Annotated in this window: 11 protein-coding genes; all 11 read left to right on the plus strand. The window is 38.2% G+C overall.

Annotated features, from left to right (window positions below; genetic code table 11):
* Positions 1–29 precede the first annotated feature (29 nt).
* Complete coding sequence (gene hutI / locus CLOAM_RS02030) at positions 30–1,283, plus strand: imidazolonepropionase (RefSeq protein ID WP_044278815.1); 1,254 nt, start codon at positions 30–32, stop codon at positions 1,281–1,283.
* A complete protein-coding gene (locus CLOAM_RS02035; RefSeq protein ID WP_015424189.1) occupies positions 1,284–3,200 on the plus strand; it encodes a bifunctional serine/threonine-protein kinase/formylglycine-generating enzyme family protein in 1,917 nt (638 codons plus the stop codon).
* Positions 3,201–3,858: 658 nt separating this feature from the next.
* Positions 3,859–5,382, plus strand: a complete 1,524-nt coding sequence (gene proS / locus CLOAM_RS02040) for a proline--tRNA ligase (protein WP_044278816.1) — start codon at positions 3,859–3,861, stop codon at positions 5,380–5,382.
* A 1-nt stretch (position 5,383) separates the two neighbouring features.
* Complete coding sequence (locus CLOAM_RS02045) at positions 5,384–6,613, plus strand: CinA family nicotinamide mononucleotide deamidase-related protein (protein WP_044278817.1); 1,230 nt, start codon at positions 5,384–5,386, stop codon at positions 6,611–6,613.
* Positions 6,610–7,857: a phosphoribosylamine--glycine ligase gene (gene purD, locus CLOAM_RS02050; RefSeq protein ID WP_015424192.1), complete on the plus strand. Its 1,248-nt coding sequence runs from the start codon at positions 6,610–6,612 to the stop codon at positions 7,855–7,857. The genes CLOAM_RS02045 and purD overlap by 4 nt, the downstream gene beginning before the upstream one ends.
* A 4-nt stretch (positions 7,858–7,861) precedes the next feature.
* The gene (locus CLOAM_RS02055) at positions 7,862–12,943 is read left to right on the plus strand and encodes a C25 family cysteine peptidase (protein ID WP_162010051.1); all 5,082 of its coding nucleotides are present in this window, start codon (positions 7,862–7,864) and stop codon (positions 12,941–12,943) included.
* 10 nt (positions 12,944–12,953) lie between these two features.
* Positions 12,954–13,964 (plus strand): PorV/PorQ family protein, encoded by a 1,011-nt coding sequence (locus tag CLOAM_RS02060; protein ID WP_015424194.1) that lies wholly within the window; start codon positions 12,954–12,956, stop codon positions 13,962–13,964.
* A gap of 11 nt (positions 13,965–13,975) precedes the next feature.
* Positions 13,976–14,755 carry a hypothetical protein gene (locus tag CLOAM_RS02065; RefSeq protein WP_015424195.1) on the plus strand — a complete coding sequence of 260 codons (780 nt, stop codon included), beginning with the start codon at positions 13,976–13,978 and terminating at the stop codon, positions 14,753–14,755.
* Positions 14,756–14,877: 122 nt separating this feature from the next.
* A complete protein-coding gene (locus CLOAM_RS09000; protein ID WP_157859988.1) occupies positions 14,878–15,363 on the plus strand; it encodes a polysaccharide biosynthesis/export family protein in 486 nt (161 codons plus the stop codon).
* 12 nt (positions 15,364–15,375) lie between these two features.
* A complete protein-coding gene (locus CLOAM_RS02075; RefSeq protein ID WP_015424198.1) occupies positions 15,376–17,664 on the plus strand; it encodes a GumC family protein in 2,289 nt (762 codons plus the stop codon).
* Positions 17,624–18,445, plus strand: a complete 822-nt coding sequence (gene ispE, locus CLOAM_RS02080; RefSeq protein ID WP_044278819.1) for a 4-(cytidine 5'-diphospho)-2-C-methyl-D-erythritol kinase — start codon at positions 17,624–17,626, stop codon at positions 18,443–18,445. Before CLOAM_RS02075 ends, ispE begins: the two co-directional genes overlap by 41 nt.
* Positions 18,446–18,844 lie beyond the last annotated feature (399 nt).

An 18,844-nucleotide genomic window follows, 5' to 3' on the forward strand; every position in this document is an offset into this window, starting at 1 on the left:
TTTGAAGATTGTTAAAGTGTGAGGAAAGAATGAACGCCGATGTGATTATCATTAATATCAGCCAGTTAGTTACTCTTGCCAATAATAGTAAACCACGCTACGGCAAAGAAATGGAAGAAAGTGCTATTATTACCGATGCGGGTATAGCCATAAAAGGTGGCAATATTATTGAAATAAACGACAGTAAAGCGATAGGAAACAAATATCTAACTTCCGAACTTATAGATGCCGAAGGGAAAATTGCTACTCCCGGTTTTGTGGATTGTCATACTCATCCCGTTTTTGTCCATACTCGCGAAGATGAATTTGCTATGCGTTTACAGGGAAAAAGTTATGTGGAAATAGCCAAAGCAGGAGGTGGCATTTTAAGCACAATTCAGACAACCAGAAATGCAGATGAGGATTTGCTTTTTGAATTGGCTAAAAAACGCATCCTGAAAATGATGCAGTTAGGGACTACAACCCTTGAGGCAAAAAGCGGTTACGGATTGAACACCCCAAGCGAATTGAAACAATTGCGGGTGATCAAACGCTTGCAGGAAGAACTCCCGATTGATATTGTCCCTACTTTTTTGGGTGCCCATGAATTTCCCGAAGAATATAGAAATAATCATTCCGGTTATGTAGAACTCCTTTGTAAAGAAATGATTCCTGCTGTTGCGGAACAAGGAATAGCTGAATTTTGCGATATTTTTACAGAAGCACATACTTTTAATATTGAGGAATCGCGCCAAATACTTACCTGTGCAGGTGAACACGGACTCAAATTAAAAATGCATTGTGATGAGATTGAGCCCATTGGTGGTGCAGAACTTGCAGCGGAACTAAAATGTATATCAGCAGACCATTTGGGTTCTGCCAGCGAAACAGGAATTAAAGCACTCAAAAAAGCGGGAGTGATACCAGTTTTATTACCGGCAACTTTATTTTCCTTACAGAGCAAGACCTACGCTAATGCCCGTCTGATGATGGATTTGGGACTTCCTGTTGCCATAGCTACGGACTTTAATCCCGGAAGTTGTAACTGTGACAGTATGCAGTTTACTATGTCTCTTGCCTGTTTGCAAATGGGGTTAACTCCTTCCTCTGCTTTATGTGCAGCCACTTTAAATTCTGCTTATGCGCTGGATAGAGGCAATCAAATTGGCTCTTTGGAGGCAGGAAAAAAGGCAGATATTGTTCTTTGGGATATTCCGGGGATTAATTTTATTCCCTATCATTTGGGTTCTTCTTATGTTGAACGCGTGCTAAAATGCGGAAAGACAATTTATAAGGCAACTTAAATGCAGGAGACAACTCTAAACAGCTATCAGATAATTAAAACCGTTCACAGCTCCTTGAGGTTTTCTCTCTATCAAGCAAAACAAATGGAAACCGGACAAATAGTTTTGCTTAAAACCCCTGATACGCAACGACTTGACGATGAGCAACTGAAACAGGATTTGATGAATGAAGCCCATACCCACCTTAAACTTAGCCATCCCCAAATTAGAAAGGTCTACGAAATCAGAGAAGAAAAGGTAACTGCTTATTTGATTGGAGAATACATTGAAGGAATGTCTCTTTCTGCCTATCTGAAAATAAATTCCGATTCCCCACCCATTGAACTTACCCTTTCCTGGCTAAAGGAGCTTTTAGAGGCACTTTCCTATGCCCATAAACAGGACTGTATCCATTTGAATTTAAATCCTTATAATCTCATTGTTGATAATACTAATTCTGTGCACATAATCGGTTTCGGGAAAAACCATGATGCCTATAAAACTGCTAATGAAAAAAATGGTACCTATCATCCTCTTTTATACCTTGCTCCGGAACTTTTTCAAGCAGGAATTGCTCTTCCTCAATCCGATCTATATTCTTTTGCTGTAATTGCTTATCAAATTCTTTGTGGAGTTGTTCCCTGGAGAATTGACCTGCAACTGAGCCCGGAAAAACAAAAACAGCAGTCACTTTGCCGGGCTGTTATTATGCCGGAAATTTTGCATAAACAGGTTCCGGACTGGCTTTTTACCGCTTTACTGCAATGTTTGAAACTTGATCCTCATCAACGCTTTGCCAATGCGGAAGAACTTATAACGGTATTTAACGAACAGGAAAATTGGCTGCCGAAAGAAGATGAAAAGGTGGAAAGCGTTCAGAAAGTTGAGAAAATTGAGAGTATTGAAGAGGTTGAGAAAATTGAAAAAGTTGAGAAGGTTGAGGAAACAGAAAAAAAGGAATTGCCAAATTCCCAAGCGGCAAGCTCTAAAACAGAATTTGCCACTCCCAAATATCCTGCTCCCGAATCTTTCATTACCGAAATAAAAGAAACAAAAAAGCTGAAAAAGACCTTCAAAATCCTTATCTGGCTGTCTCTTATCATAATTCTGTTTATTATTATTAAGTACATTGCTTTTGGCAACAGACCCAAATTTACTTCCGTGGCAGATAGCACTCAAGTGGAAATTTCGGAAGAACCACTAAACGAAAATCTGCCTATAGCGATGGTTTTGGTTCCTGCAGATACTTTAGTGATGGGAAATATTTCTCCCGAAGCGGAAGATGATGAATTTCCTCTTTTAACAATAGGCATTCCTGCCTTTTACATTAGTAAAAAGGAAATCAGCCAGGCAGAATGGATGATGGTTTTTTCTAATAATCCGGCTCACAGTAAAGATCCCGAACTGCCTGTGGAAAATGTTAATTTCTACGACATTATTGATTTCTGCAATCAGAAAAGTATTCTGGACGGTTTTGAGCCCTGCTACGATTATTATGATGATGAAGTTGTGTGCAATTTTTCTGCTAATGGCTATCGTTTACCTACTGAAGCTGAATGGGAATTTGCTGCCAAAGGCGGAAAAAGAAATGATTTCTTTGTCTATAGTGGCTCTGATAAGGCAGATGAAGTCGGTTGGTATAACGAAAATAGCGATGCACAAAGCCATCCTTCGGGACAAAAAAAACCTAATCAGCTGGGAATTTACGATCTGAGCGGAAACATTTTTGAATGGGTGTGGAACTGGTATGTGCCTTACAGTTCACGCAATTATGACCCTTATAAGGGACCCGATAAAGGAATTGATAAAGTTATTAGAGGCGGTTCCTGGTATCATAATGCTTCTGAAATGAGAGTTACTAACCGCAATTTTGCCAAGCCCTACACTAAAAATGCCTATCTGGGCTTCCGCGTTGTAAGAACTTATAGCCCTCGTTAATACATAATCACTATATTCTACCTGGTTAATTTGGTAGGGATTTTTACTTTTTTATATGATAAACACAAATAATACAGTTGGCGAAAAATGGGTTGGCAAATTCTTATTTACCCAAGAAACTGAAGATTTCTAAAGGGATTTTTACCACCGGGTTGAAACCCGTTGTTAGTATCTGTCGTTCCTACGGAACTCATTCTTAACAAAAGAGATAAGGTTGTTTCCTTGGCACTTTTCACCGGGTTAAAACCCGTTGTTAATATCTGTCGTTCTTACGGAACTTTTTCTTAACAAAAGAGATAAGGTTGTTTCCTTGGCACTTTTCACCGGGTTAAAACCCGTTGTTAATATCTGTCGTTCTTACGGAACTTTTTCTCAAAGCATTATTTGGTTTTATTTTAAATAATTATCAGATTGAAAATGCATAAATATATTTTTATCTTATTTGGTTTTGTGCTTTCACAGAAATGACAAATGGCTGAACATTCAAAAATTGATATTATTTGGGAAAAAGCAGTATATGCCTGTCTTTCCTTTTTACATTGACAACAATGGTACTATTCAGGAATTGGCTTTCTAATGGTAATATAGCTAATATATTTCTTTTGGTTTTGCATAATAAGCATCCGAACTATTCAGACACTAATTTTGGAGAAAGGTGATGAGTAAAAATAACAAAACGGCAATAACCCCTACCCGGGAAGAAAATTATGCCGAATGGTATCAACAGGTTATAAAAGCAGCTGATATGGCTGAAAATAGTGAAGTTCGCGGTTGTATGGTAATAAAACCCTGGGGCTATGCAATTTGGGAAAATATTCAGCGTGCACTGGATAAAATGTTTCGGGAAACGGGACATCGTAATGCCTATTTTCCTATATTCATTCCTAAAAGTTTTTTTGAAAAAGAAGCTGAACATATAGAGGGCTTTGCCAAAGAATGCGCTATTGTAACACACAGTAAATTAGAAGCAGATGGAAAAGGCGGTTTACAATTAGCCGGTGAACTTACCGAACCTTATATTGTGCGTCCTACCAGTGAGACAATTATCGGCGCATCTTTTGCTAAATGGGTAAATTCCTATCGGGATTTGCCTCTTCTGATCAATCAATGGGCTAATATTGTCCGTTGGGAAATGCGCACGCGTCTTTTTTTACGCACTACGGAATTTCTTTGGCAAGAAGGGCATACAGTGCATGAAACAGAAAAAGAGGCAAAAGAAGAGACCTTAAAAATGCTCAATGTGTATGCTATTTTTGCGCGTGACTATCTTGCCCTGCCTGTTATTCAAGGCGAAAAAACTGAAAGTGAAAAATTTCCCGGAGCTGTAACTACATATTGTATTGAAGCAATGATGCAGGATAGAAAAGCACTGCAATCTGGAACTTCTCATTTTTTGGGACAGAATTTTGCCAAGGCATCCGAAATCAAATTTCAAAACCGCAAAGGAGAAATAGAATATGCCTGGACTACTTCCTGGGGTGTTTCTACGCGTTTAATAGGAGCTATAATTATGGCACACAGCGATGATAACGGACTTGTTTTGCCTCCGAAAATTGCTCCTTCCCACATTGCTATTATCCCTATTTATAGAGATGCACAAGAACAAAAACAGGTGATGGCTTTTGCGGAAAATGTTCAAAACCAGCTAAAGGATTTATATTTAGATGATGTTCCCCTTTATACTGAATTGGATACAAGAGATATGACCAGCAGTGAAAGAAATTGGTATTGGATAAAAAAAGGCATTCCTTTGCGCCTGGAAATAGGTCCTCGGGATATTATTCACGATGCTGTTATGCTTGCCAGACGCGATAAAGAACCACAAGATAAACAGTCAGTAAAGATTTCCGACCTCACAAATTATGTTCTTCAAACTCTGGTAGAAATGCAACAGGGCTATTATCAACGAGCTTTGGCTTTTAAAGATAAATGGACGATGGAAATTGACGATAAAGAGGAATTCTATAGGTTCTTTACTCCTAAAAACATTGAACAACCGGAAATTCATGGTGGTTTTGCCAGTTCTCACTGGTGTGGAAAATCATCCTGCGAAGAAAAAATTAAAGAAGACCTGAAAGTGACTATTCGCTGTATCCCTTTTAACACTAAAGAAGAAACGGGAAATTGTATCTGCTGTGGTAAACCTTCTACACGCAGAGTAATTTTTGCCAAGGCATACTAAAATGAATGCAGCTATTATTACTATCGGTAACGAAATTCTGATGGGTAAAACCATCAATACCAATCTGGCATATTTAGGTTCGGAACTTGCCAAACAAGGAATTTTTGTAGAATATGCCCTTACCGTAAAAGATGAACCAAACGCTATAAAACAAGCACTGCAAGATACCTGGGGAAAATATAAGATAGTAATAACTACCGGTGGTTTGGGTCCTACAGAAGATGATTTAACCAAATCCGCAATTTCTGAATTCTTTGGTAAAAAGCAACACTTTGACGATAATATTTGGGAACATATCCAAAAAATGTTTGCTTTCAGAAAAATACCATTACCTGAAACCAATCGCTCTCAGGCAATGGTTCCCGATGATTTTATTCCTTTAAGAAACGACCTGGGAACTGCTCCAGGATTGTTTTATCGGGAAGGGGACTTTTTGTTCTTTGCTTTACAGGGTGTTCCTTCGGAGATGAAACATATTTTTGAGACACATATCAAAGATATTATTACCCAAAATTGTCCTGATGCCAAGCCACTATCTATAAAAACATTAAGAACTTACGGCATAGCTGAATCCCGACTGGCTGAGTTATTTACTCTTTCTAACTTGCCGGAAGGTGTTTCTTTAGCTTGGCTTCCCCAAATTGGAAGAGTTGACTTACGCTTTTATGGAACCGATGCTAATAAAGTTGAAGAAGCGGTTAAAAAAGCACTGCCGGTTATTAAACCTTTTGTTTGGGGCTATGATGAAGAAAGTCCCGCAGAAATTTTATTAGCACGTTTGTGGAAAAATATCTACACTTTAAGCGTTGCGGAATCCTGTACCGGTGGCTTAGTGCAAAAGCTGATAACAGATATTCCTGGCTCATCTAACTCCTTTCTGGGTGGTGTGATAGCATATTCCAATGCCTTGAAAAAAAATCTGCTGAATGTATCCGATACAGTTTTAGAGACAGAAGGAGCGGTTAGTGAAACCTGTGCTTTGCAAATGGCTGAAGGAATAAAATCATTGACAAAATCTACCTGCTCAATTTCAATAACAGGGATTGCAGGTCCTGATGGTGGAACTGCAGAAAAACCTGTAGGAACGGTGTGTTTTGGCTTTATAGCCGCTGAGAAATATTGGTCTAAAAAACAATTCTTTACCGGGGATAGGGAAATTATCCGTATTAAAGCAGCTGATTTTGCTATCCTTTCTTTAATTCAGCACTTACAAGGCAGGAATGATAATTGAATATCTTAGTAATCGGCAGCGGAGGCAGAGAACATTCTATTGCAGAGTGTTTTGCTAAAAGCAAACAGATAAAAAGGGTTATTGTGGCTCCCGGAAATGCAGGAATTGCGCTTCAATATGAATGTGCAAATCTGCAAACACAAGAAGAGATATACAATTTTTGTGTTCAGAATCTAATTGATCTTGTCTTTGTCGGACCCGAAAAACCCATAGCAGATGGTTTAGCTGATTATTTAAATGAGAAGGGAGTTGCTGTTATAGCTCCTGTTAAATTTGCCGCCCAATTGGAAAGCAGCAAGATTTTTGCCAAAAATTTGATGCAGGAAAAAGGTGTTCCAACTGCTGCATTCAAAATAGCTAAAACCATTCCTCAAGCATTAGAACAAATTGACTACTTTGGCTTTCCAGCGGTTATTAAAAATGATGGCTTAGCTGGAGGAAAAGGAGTTTTCGTGGTTAAAAATCCGGCTGAGGCCCAAGAGGCACTAAAAAAAATTCATTTTAGCGAAAAAGGAGTTGTTGTAGAAGAATTTTTACAGGGTTGGGAGGTCTCTTTATTTGCCATTACAGATGGCTGGGAGTTTAAAACTACAATTTTTGCTCAGGACCATAAACAACTTTATGCCGGCGACAAAGGTCCCAACACAGGTGGAATGGGTGCTTATGCTCCAGTTTATGAAGCGGAAAAATACCGGAAACAGATTGAAGAGGAAATAATTAATCCCGTTCTTATGGCAATGCGCGAATTGGGTCATCTTTATAAGGGAATTCTCTACTGTGGACTGATGATTACTAAGGAAGGACCGAAAGTTATGGAATTCAATTGCCGGTTAGGAGACCCTGAAGCACAGGTTGTTTTACCTTTACTGGAGACGGATTTTGTAGAAATCTGCCAAGCCATTTTACAGGGTGAGATAAATTTGGTGGAACTAAAATTCAAAAATAAAACCGCATTAGGTGTTGTTTTGGCTTCCGAGGGTTATCCTTTTGCTTACAATAAAGGTTTTCCACTTTCTTTACCTGCAGACCTTTCCGGAATTTATTTCTCCGGAGTGGAAAAAGGTGAAAATGGACTTGTGACCTCTGGTGGACGTGTTTTATGTGCTGTTGGAATGGGAAAAGATTTAAATGAAGCCAGGGAAGAGGCATACAGCAAAGTTCAACAGATAACCTTTAAGAACAGAATTTTCCGCCAAGATATTGGATTACATAAAAATACCTTTTATGACAATGGAGATAGCTAATATTATGCCAATGTATTATATTAACCGGGTGAGTAACCTGTTTCGTTCCCTTTCCTGCAGAAAAATTTTATTCTTCTGCCTTAGTTTTTGCCTGCCTGCCTTAATTATGGCAGAGCCGATAACTCTTGTTTCTGAAAGTCAGGACATACTTGCTATTAATTTTGAGCTTCCTGAATATGAATTAACCAAAGTTACAATAAACGGACAGAACTGGGAAAGAATTGTTTGTAGCGATGGTTCTTATTTCAGTAATGAGGGTTTTCCTCAATTGATAATGTTTTCTACGGCTATAGCAGTTCCTGTAGATGGCGATTACAGTTTCAGTATTAAAAGCAGCGAACCCAAAACGCTGACGAATATAAATATCATCCCTTCGTCAACTCTGTTAATTGAAGGTGAGGGAGTAAACTATAATAATAAACCGGACTACAAAGCTTATGCCAATCGTGAACTCTATCCTGTTTCTCTGGCGCAGAAAGGTGAACCTGCTTTTATAGGTAACCGCAAGTTCATACCTTTGCTGATTTATCCTTTTCAATATAGAGCACAAAGCAAAGAGCTGATTGTGCACTCCAAAATATCTATAACTGTCTATATAAGCGGAACAAAGAACGCAACTAAAAACTGGCAACTGAATCCAAATCCTCTTGATAATGCAGACCCGCCTTTTTTCTTGAATGAAAATAGTTCTAAAACCTGGCGTCTGGAAAAAACCCGGGACATATATTATTCTGCACCTAAAAATAGTATTTCAAGCATTAACGAAATCCAGCTTATTGTAGATAAAGAGGGAATCTATAAGGTCAGCTATCATTACTTGATGGATTATATAAATTTGATGGCTGATTCTTTGCAGATAGTGATGAATTGGACACCTGCAAATGTAGACCCGCGTTATCTGGAATTAACTGATGAATATGGACAGGTGCCGATTCACTTCGTAGGCGAAAATGACGGTGTCTTCAATGAAAATGACTATTTTGAGTTCTATGGTGATAAACATAAGGGTGACACTTGCTATATGGATGATTATACAAGCGAAAATGTATATACCCTGAAACTGATTGATCACTATGGAGCAAGAATGGCTGTGGAAAATGGGGGTTTGATTGAATCCAATCTTCTGAACTATATTGTTCCTGATGCTTATGAAGATACAGTTCACTTTGAAGAACAACTGGTAAGCGATAAACTTGGCAGGGGCTGGAGTTCCAGTACCCCAAATTTCTATCGCGAAGATGTTTGGTTCTGGAAAAAAATCAATGCTCCCAATCTGGAAATTGTTCCTGTGGAACTGCAATATCCCAAAGATACTACTACCCGCTTTGCTTCTGCCAGAATTTGTTTAATGGGGTTAACTTATTCCGAAACACTAACCAGCGGACAATATGATCATGAAGCATCTATTCGTTTGAATCAGGCAATGGTTAATTCGCATACATGGATTGGTCAAACGGAAAAGATATTTGAAAATCAAAATCATATTTCCAACACCTTTTTAAGGCATGGAACCAATAACTTCTATATTGCCCTTTCCGGTAATACTGTAATGACGGATAAAGAACAGGTAATGCTGGATTGGGCTGAAATTAAATACTGGCGCGAATATAAAACTGACCAGGATTATATCAAGTTTACAAAGCCCTCCAATCGTCCCGGTGGTTTATATCAATTTGAGGTTAGCGGTTTCAGCAATCCTCATATTTCTGTTTATAAAATTGGCTCCAGTATCTTCAATTCTGCTCAGATAGAGCCGTTTAATATTAATGGTGATGCTCCTTGGACGGTTACTATTCAAGATAGTGTTTTTTCCGAAGCGGTCAGATATTTTGCCGTAACTGAAAATATGAAAAAAACTCCCAAAGCAATACGCCTCAATTTTCCCAGCGACCTGAAAAATCCTGATAATAGTGCTGATGTAATTGTTATTGCACCCTGGCAATTTACTTCAGTAGAAGGAACTTTGCAGTTGAAGTCCCTCTGGGAATCCGAAGGGCATACAGTAAAAATTGTAGATGTTCAGGATATCTATGATGAATTTAATGCTGGCATTACAGGTGCTGAACCAATTAGGGACTTTCTTCGTTATGCTTATAACAATTGGAGTTCACCTCAATTAAGCAGTGTTATTCTTTTGGGTGAAGGAGTTGATGATACAAGAGATAACAGTCCTTCACGAATATATAATCTCATTCCGGTTAAAAAGACCTGGACTTATAAACATGGTGCTACGGCAAGTGACCCCTGGTATGGATGTATTGTAGGAACAGATATTGTCCCCGATATATCTATTGCAAGAATTAGTATCTGGAAGGAACAACAAATTTTGGATTATGCCGCTAAGGCAACTGCTTATCGTAACAATCCACAAACCTCTCGTCTTTGGAACAGTCATTTAACTTTCACTTCCGGAGGGAAAATAACTGATAATAACGATATCTTTGCTCAACAATCAGAACGTATAATCCGTAAAACTATTCCTGATGAATATAGAGTCACCAGGGTTTATACTTCTACTCAAACTGTTAGCTCTGATTACTTTGGCGGAACTTTCAATCTGAAAGATGCTATTAATTCCGGAACTCAATATGTTCAATTTATGGGTCATGGCGGGGGTAGAATTTGGGCGGATTATAACCTCTTCAATTTTAATGATGTAGCAACGCTCAACAATCAGACCTATCCTGTGGTTTTATCTCTTGCCTGTTATGCTTCCGCTTTTGATACAAACGGAATGGCTTCTATCAGTGAAGCATTAGTCCTTCAGCCCAATAAAGGAGCTATAGGCACTGCAGGTTTTACTGGTCTGGGTTATTTAGACCATGATGAAACCTGGGGTATGGCATACTGTGATGCTCTTTATAAACATAATTTTGCCAATATCGGTCTGGCGAATATTTTTGCTTTAGCCCGCTCTTATACTACTATCTATTCACCTGCAGCTATTTATGCCCTTATCAACGGTTTTGCCTATTTAGGTGATCCTTTAATCAAATTGAAGAAGCCCATAAAAGATATACCTGTTTTTGCAGATAACTATGTGCTGAACCCGGGTGATACATTACGCGTTAATGCTACTTTCCCCACCGGTGTTAATGCAGGCCGTCTGTTTATTATGAAAGAGAGTGGAAAGATTGTAAATGTCCCTTATGATTTACCTGTCTTTCCGAACGGGAATTGGACAGCTACTTATGTTAATACAAATCCTGCAGCCAATAACTACACCCGTAAAATTATGGTTGCTGGTTATTCCAATACTGATGAATATATAGGGCTTTCCCAATTTAGTGTTGGTAGACCTAATATTATGCATCATCATCTTAATCCTCCAGAACCTGCTTGGTCGGATTCTGTCTTGTTTACTGCCAAGGTCTTTAGTCCTTTACCGGTTAACAATATTATCTGCAAAGTCAGGACAGATAGTGTTTCTACTCAAATTAACTGGCTTCAACTTCCAATGCAGAGGTCTGAACAAGATAGCACTTTGTATGTAACTACCCACTATCTTGGTAAATATCCTACCGGAAAAGAAATATTTTTCAAGTATGTTATGGAAACTGAAACAGGTATTGCAGAGAGTTTCCTAAAAAATTACATTGTTCGTGGTCCTGATCTGTTTCTGAAAGATATTAAACTGGAACAAGAGGGAAATTCTCTGGTCTTGAAAGTTTTAGGAACCAATATTGGCAATGCTACTTCTATAACTACGGATTTAAAGTTATATACCGGAACAACTGAAAGTAATCTTACTTTGTTTTCCACTCAGAATTATTCTCCTTTGGAAGTAGGAGAACTCCGTTGGGATACTATTTCTCTTGCCGGCTTACCTAATGCCAATCTTATTCTGCAAGCAAGAGTTAATACTACTAATGCTTTTTCTGAATGGCATTTCTTTATCAATACCAATAACTATATTAGCTTACAAGTTCCGATGAATTATTTCCTGGTAGATAGTTCCAGTTCAACTCATAGCAGTATAGATAACAACCTTCAATGTTCAATTCCTCCAGGTCTTGTTCCTGCAGGTAGCCAGGTTCTTTTTGCCATAAACACCTTGAAAGCCCTACCTCCTCTTAATCAACCTGATGTCCAAAATATTTTGCTTAATGCTCCTGATGGACTTACCGGAAATCAACATTCCATTCCCTACGAAATAAGTTTCTTGGGAACAGGAATTACTGATTCTTTAGGTGTTTTGAACGGAGGAAAAAAACTTTCTCTTTCCTTCAATTATAGCGCTACTGATTCCCTAACTCAAGCACAGGAAAGCGCTAATAACTTCAAAATATATCGCTATAACGCAAAATTCCAGAAATGGATTTTAATAGGCAGTTTTATGGATCAAAGTCAAAATAAAGTCAGCTTTGAAGTGAATCGCACAGGTATTTACAGTATTTTCCGCAATATGGATTATACTCCTCCAGCCGTAGATGTTAATGTTGAAGACCAGGAATTTACTGTTGGTGGATATGTTGCCGGTAATGGAGTTATTTCTCTCTTGCTTTCCGATACCAATGGTATTGATGTAATAGATAATTCTATCTCTCTGTTTTTAGATGGTGTTCCCATCCCGGAAAAGGACTATGTAATCTCCATCAATCTGGAAAATATCAATAGAATACCTATTAAATATCAATTATCCTTAGGAAAGGGAATACACGAATTAAAAGTTCAATGTCGTGATTTGAACGGTCATCCTGCAAACCGGGATATCCAATTTACCGTTAATGACAAATTTGATGTTATAAACTTGGCAAATTACCCGAATCCCGTTTTAGGAGCCGGAGGTGAAGGTGCTGCTTTAGACCCGAAAAATGAAGGCAGAACTCGTTTCACCTATGTTCTTACCGATGGAGCAGATGAAGTTACTATCAAGATTTACACACTCAGCGGCCGCCTGGTTAAGACCTTTAAAAACCTTCCGGTTGGAGTTGGTTACCATGAATATCCCCGTTCAGTTTATGGTTGGGATTGCAAAGATGATAAGGGTTACACTTTGGCTAACGGGGTTTACTTTTACCGGATTATTGCCAAAAAAGGCAATAAAACCATTGAAAAAACCCAAAAAATGGCAATTCTGAATTAGGGAGACCAAAATGAAAAAGATATATATCCTATTCGCACTTATCCTGATTTGCTTAACTCCACTTTTTGCAGGACGTTATGCTGGCGACTTTATGATGATCGGTTCCGGAGTACGTGCTTTAGGTATGGGTGGTGCTTTTGCCTCTCTTGCAGATGATGGTTCTGGAATTTATTGGAATCCTGCCGGTCTCAGTTTTCTTACTGATTCCGAGGTTTCCGCTATGCATTGTTTCCTCTACAATAATCTTGCTTCTTACGATCATATAACTTATGCTCAACCCTTACCCAATGATGTAACTATTTGTTTGAATGTTACTCGTTTAACGGTTAGTGACATTCCCCATTTTGATGAAAAGTATCTCATCGGCACTAATGTAGACCAGCGGATAAATAACAGCTTATATCACTTACCTGGTGTTCCCGATAGCAAATTTTCCAGCTATGACGATCTCTATCAATTCGCTTTTTCCAAGAAAATTCATTATGATGCCAATATGGGTTGGTTGTTTTTTGCCGTTCCTTTTGATTTCGGTTTTGGAGGAACGGTGAAACTTATTAAAAGGTCTATATGGGATAGAACCGGAACAGGAACCGGACTTGACATTGGTTTTAAAGCAAAGACCGACCTTGCTGTTATTTTCGATTGGGAAGAACTGGGAGATTTACATTTCGGTGTCAATTTTCAAGATATTGGTGGAACAGATATCACTTGGGATACTCCCAGTAAAATTAGTGACGAAGTTCTCTTTAATACTAAAACCGGCTTAGCAGTAGTTCAACCCTTACCTAAACTGAAATCCGTTGTTACCTTGGCTTATGATTATGACTATGTGTATGGAGGAACTAACCATTTTGGTGTGGACTGGGAATATGATAAAAAGGGTAATTTGCGTCTTGGTTATTATGATAATAGTTTCAGTGCAGGTGCTACAATAAAACTTTACGGCGTTATGCTTGATTATGCTCTAATCACGAATCCTGTCGGCATAAGTAACCGTTTGGGATTACGGGTTAGATTTTAAGGAGAATAAAAATGCGCAAGATAATTAGCTTAACTACACTCTTATTGCTTGCTTTGCTCTTTTCTTGTTCAGGAGATGATTCTCCCGAAAAAGATAAAATTCCTCCTACTACACCTAAACTAATTTCACACCTTGGAGATACGGGTGATGATCCCATTATTGTAAATGGAGTAACAATTTCCCTAAACGATGATAATAATGGCATTGATACTGTTCCCGATGGCAACTGGATAAAAGTTCCCTGGGAAAAATTCGTAGATAATGATTTAAGCCATGTAAAGGTCTACCGCTATTCCGAATCCGACCCTGAACCAAAATTAATTAATACTGTTCCAGCTTCGGAAGATTACTATCTGGACCAAAGTTCCTTGGTTGAAAGAGAGTGGTATTACTATTATATTGAACTCTACGATGCCAGCGGCAATTTTAGCGTTTCGGACACCGTTTCCTATGCCATTTTAGCTAAAAGTATTCTCAGTTCTCCAGTTGAGGGGGAAACTATTAATCAGGACACGGCAAAATTATGTTGGGAAAGAGGAGATAGCCAAACCAACAAATTTCGTATCCTGCTTTGGGATAATCAAACCGGTGATCTGGTTTTTTCTTACCCTTATTATTATACTCCTAATGAAGAATTTCCTTCACCACCAGAATTTCCTTTTCCTCGTTTAAATCCACGACCTCCAAGTGGCCAGGTTTTTCGTTGGCGGATAGATGCTTTTGATGACGATCCGGAACATAATTTGGAAATGGGTTCCGAGTCGAAAGAGCGAACCTTGATAATTCAATAGGGATGGCAGTCCAACCTTGAAAAAGCATATAATAACCGGTCTGGACATAATGAAGTTACAGAAAAATCTTGACTTGAACAGCGATGTTCAGAATGTTACACAAATTAAAAAGAGAGGATAATGTGAAGAGATTACTGTTAGTGTTTCTACTCATCAGCTTTTCCCTGGTTTTATTCAGCCAGCAGACGATTAATTTTACCCCGTCTTCAAATATTTCTGCTTATACTTATGAAGGTATCCGCAGTGGTGTGGAAAAGCTGAAAATGAATAATTATATCTTGGGTCAGGTCTATAAACCCGGCTTATATACTGTTCCTGACGATACCGATTTTTTAACCCTGCTTTCCTTGGCTGGAGGTCCTAAAGAAGATGCCAAACTTACTAAAATAAGAATTGTGCGTCCTTCTTCCGAAGGTGAAAAGGTTATCTGGGTAAATTTTAAGAAATATCTGGAGACGGGTGATCCAACCCTTATTCCGGAATTAAAACCAGGTGACACAATCGTTGTATCAGGAACCATCTTCTATGCCGTATCTAAAGTGGCAAAATTCCTCTCTGATATCACTATAGCTCTGGGCGTTTATAATATCATAACCGGATTTAAATAAGGAGGGTATTCAATGCTGGAAAATGAAAATAATCAACTCCCTGTCCAAGAGGAAATAAAACTTTCCGATTATTTTAGAATAATCCTGCAATATCGTTATCTGGTAATTCTGGTATTCCTTGTAGCATTAGTGGCTACGGTTTATTACACAGCCCGTTTACCTAAAATTTATTCTGCTTCTACCCGCATTTTGTTGGAAGACGCAAATAAGCAATCCGACCTGATGTTTCTTTCTACAGGCGGTTTAGGAAAAAACACTTTAAATAACCAGATTGAACTTATTCACAGCAAACCCATAATGAACCTTGCCTGGGAAATTATGAAAAAATATCCCGATTGGGATACTTTTCCTGCAAGTCAGGCAGCTGATCCGGCTTCCACTTTAGGTAGAATGAAAGTAGAATCAAAACGGGAAACTGATGTTCTCACCATAAGTTTTGAATCTACTAATCCTACTGAAGCAATGGCTGCCGTAAATTCCATCGCGGAAGCAATTCAACAACAAAATACTCAATATGCTCGTTTGGAATTTACCACTATTCGTGAATTTCTGGAAACTCAATTAGATGCTATTTCCCGTCGTCTGCAAAGTTCTGAAAATGATTTACGGGAATTTAAGAACCTAAATAAGCTTACTCAATTATCCGAGGAAACAAATAAACTTATTGAACAAGCATCAGACTTAGAAGCTGAATATGAAGCAGCGTTAACTGATCAGGCAGTAAAAGCCAAATCCCTGGATTTGCTAAACCGTCAATTACAGGAACAGGATTCTCTGCTGGTGAATGTGGATAATATTATAAAAACCCCCTATATCAATGAACTGCGTAAGCAGATTGTAGATACTCAATCCCTCATCACCAAATTAGTTACAAAAAATGAATATCCCTTAGATCATCCTCAAATTCAACTTCTTTACAGGGAAATTGAAAACGCTAAGGAAAAATTAGACCAGGAAATCAGAAAACTGGTAAATTTAGCTGTAACTGACGATCCTCTCGCTACCAGAAGTGACCTTTTAACCAGAATCGTCCAGGCAAATATAGAGCTGGAAATGGCTCGTGCCAAAGTTGACGGCTTGGAACAAACCAAAGAAATGTATAATCAACGCCTGATTGCTATTCCCAATACCGAACTGGAACTGGCAAGATTAACCCGAAACCTGATGCTGGATGAGAAAATTCACAGTATGATGATGGAAAAGTATGAAGATGCCAAAATTGCTGAACAGGCAAAAATCGGAAATATCCGCATCATTGACTATGCAGAACGTCCTACAGTTCCAATTAAACCCAGGGTTTCTATGAATATTTTAGTAGGTGTAATTATCGGACTGGGTTTAGGAATCGGAACCGCCTTTTTGGTTCATTCTCTGGATACTAAATTACGCACTTTGGAAGATATGGAAAATTATGTTCGTTTACCTATTGCCGGAACTATTCCTGTAATTCACGAAGCGGAATCCAAACTTCAGGAATTTAACGATATGATTAATTCTGCTACAGGAGAAAATCGTGAACAACTAACCCGTTCTATGCATTTTGTAATGATGCAACTGGTTTCACATTATGCCCCTAAATCACCAATTGCTGAAGCTTATAGAACTTTAAGAACCAATATCTTGGCACATAAAGGTGAAAGTAGTATTGCTATTCTGATTACTTCTTCCGGACCTAAAGAAGGTAAATCTACTTCCATAGCCAATCTTGCTATAACTTTTGCTCAAATGAATAGCAAGGTTATTTTAGTTGATATGGACTTGCGTAGGCCTACTGTTCACAGTAAGTTAGGTCTGGAAAAAGAAAACGGCACCAGTGATTTTCTTATCGATCCGGAAGTAAGTGTTGAGCAAGTTATCAAACCCTCTGGAATAGCCAATCTGGATGTAATTACCAGTGGGTTTATTCCTCCCAATCCTTCTGAACTAATTGCTTCTCCAAGAACCGATAACCTACTGGAAGAACTTAAATCCCGTTATGATTATGTCCTTGTGGATTCACCACCTTTAATTGCCGTTACGGATGCTCTTATTCTCACTAAGAAAGTTGATATGACTTATCTTGTCGTTCGTTGTGGTTTTACCGATAAAGGCATCATTAAACGTACTAAAGAATTGATGAATAATATTGAAGGCAGATTAGACGGCATAATTGTGAATGGTATCTATGTTCAAAAGTATTACAGTAAACAGAATTATTACTACTATTACTACTATTACTACTATTATTATGGCGAAGAGGTGCCCCAAAAGCAAAAGAGGAATGTTAACCGCTTCCTACGCAAAAATAAATCTATTTCTTGAGCTGATTGGAAAGCTCCCCAATAACTATCATCAGGTCAATACTATACTGTGTAGTATTGACCTGTTTGATTTATTGAACTATGAACTTATTGAGTCCCCTGAAATAATCCTTACCTGCAATATTCCTTCTCTGATATCAACTTCAAATCTTATTTATCGGGTTGCTTCTTATGTAAAAGAACGCTTTAATGTTTCTTCAGGCATCAAGATTCATTTAGAAAAGCATATTCCTATTTCAGCCGGTCTGGGGGGAGGAAGCAGTAATGCCGCCAATTGTATTCTGGCTTTAAATGAAATGTGGCAGCTTAATTTATCCAAACCGCAAATGCATAAAATTGCTTCTCAGTTTGGCAGTGATGTCAATTTCTTTCTGGAAGGAGGAACAGCTAAAGGAGAAAACAGGGGAGAAGTGATCACAAAACTTCCTTCTATTTTCTTGAATAATATCCTGTTAGTTAATCCCGGAATAGAAATTTCCAGTGCTGAAGCTTATAAACTTGCCTATCTTCCTAAAAAGCAGGAGCAGCGTAAATTTGATCCTTCCAACCTAATCGGCTCCTGCTTCAATCGTCTGGAAAGCGGTATCAGAAGTGCTTATCCTGTAATTGACGAAATTATCAATACAATCGGCAGTTTTGGAGCTAAAGTAGCTATAATGAGTGGAAGTGGTTCTACCTGCTTAGGCATATTTGATAGTAAAAATGATTTGAAGGCGTGCCGGCAATATTTTAACCAAAAGGGTTTCTGGACTTATACCACCAAAACACGGGAAACATCATAATAAAAAAACTTCTCACGGATTACCCGGATTTCACAGATAAAGTTTAGCTACCTATAATCCCAAAAACCCGGAAAGTCAAGGGCTTTCACTGCCAAAATAAATATTGTCCAAAATCTATATTCATAAATCATAAGTGCGATATATAATTCCATTTTATCACAACTGCATTATTAGAGTTAAATACTTTTTCTCTCTTTTAAGAAAAATAAGTTTTCGCTCTCTTGACTATCTAATGACAAAGTAACATTCAAGTAACAACCAAGTAACGAGACAACTGCAGTGTTACTTCAGTGTTACGGAGTCGTTACTTAATCGTCTATATAACAAGCTATTAGCTGTTTCTAATGATAATGGACAGAAAATAGGAATAATTATATGTGACTTATATAGTTTGGCTAA

Source organism: Candidatus Cloacimonas acidaminovorans str. Evry, from assembly GCF_000146065.2.
In the GTDB taxonomy this organism is placed as follows: domain Bacteria; phylum Cloacimonadota; class Cloacimonadia; order Cloacimonadales; family Cloacimonadaceae; genus Cloacimonas; species Cloacimonas acidaminivorans.

Excerpts from the sequence above, each read along its gene's own strand:
- hutI (WP_044278815.1), top strand. The coding sequence starts at position 30 with ATGAACGCCGATGTGATTATCATTAATATCAGCCAGTTAGTTACTCTT.
- CLOAM_RS02035 (WP_015424189.1), top strand. The coding sequence starts at position 1,284 with ATGCAGGAGACAACTCTAAACAGCTATCAGATAATTAAAACCGTTCAC.
- proS (WP_044278816.1), top strand. The coding sequence starts at position 3,859 with ATGAGTAAAAATAACAAAACGGCAATAACCCCTACCCGGGAAGAAAAT.
- CLOAM_RS02045 (WP_044278817.1), top strand. The coding sequence starts at position 5,384 with ATGAATGCAGCTATTATTACTATCGGTAACGAAATTCTGATGGGTAAA.
- CLOAM_RS02055 (WP_162010051.1), top strand. The coding sequence starts at position 7,862 with ATGCCAATGTATTATATTAACCGGGTGAGTAACCTGTTTCGTTCCCTT.
- CLOAM_RS02060 (WP_015424194.1), top strand. The coding sequence starts at position 12,954 with ATGAAAAAGATATATATCCTATTCGCACTTATCCTGATTTGCTTAACT.
- CLOAM_RS02065 (WP_015424195.1), top strand. The coding sequence starts at position 13,976 with ATGCGCAAGATAATTAGCTTAACTACACTCTTATTGCTTGCTTTGCTC.
- CLOAM_RS02075 (WP_015424198.1), top strand. The coding sequence starts at position 15,376 with ATGCTGGAAAATGAAAATAATCAACTCCCTGTCCAAGAGGAAATAAAA.
- ispE (WP_044278819.1), top strand. The coding sequence starts at position 17,624 with ATGTTAACCGCTTCCTACGCAAAAATAAATCTATTTCTTGAGCTGATT.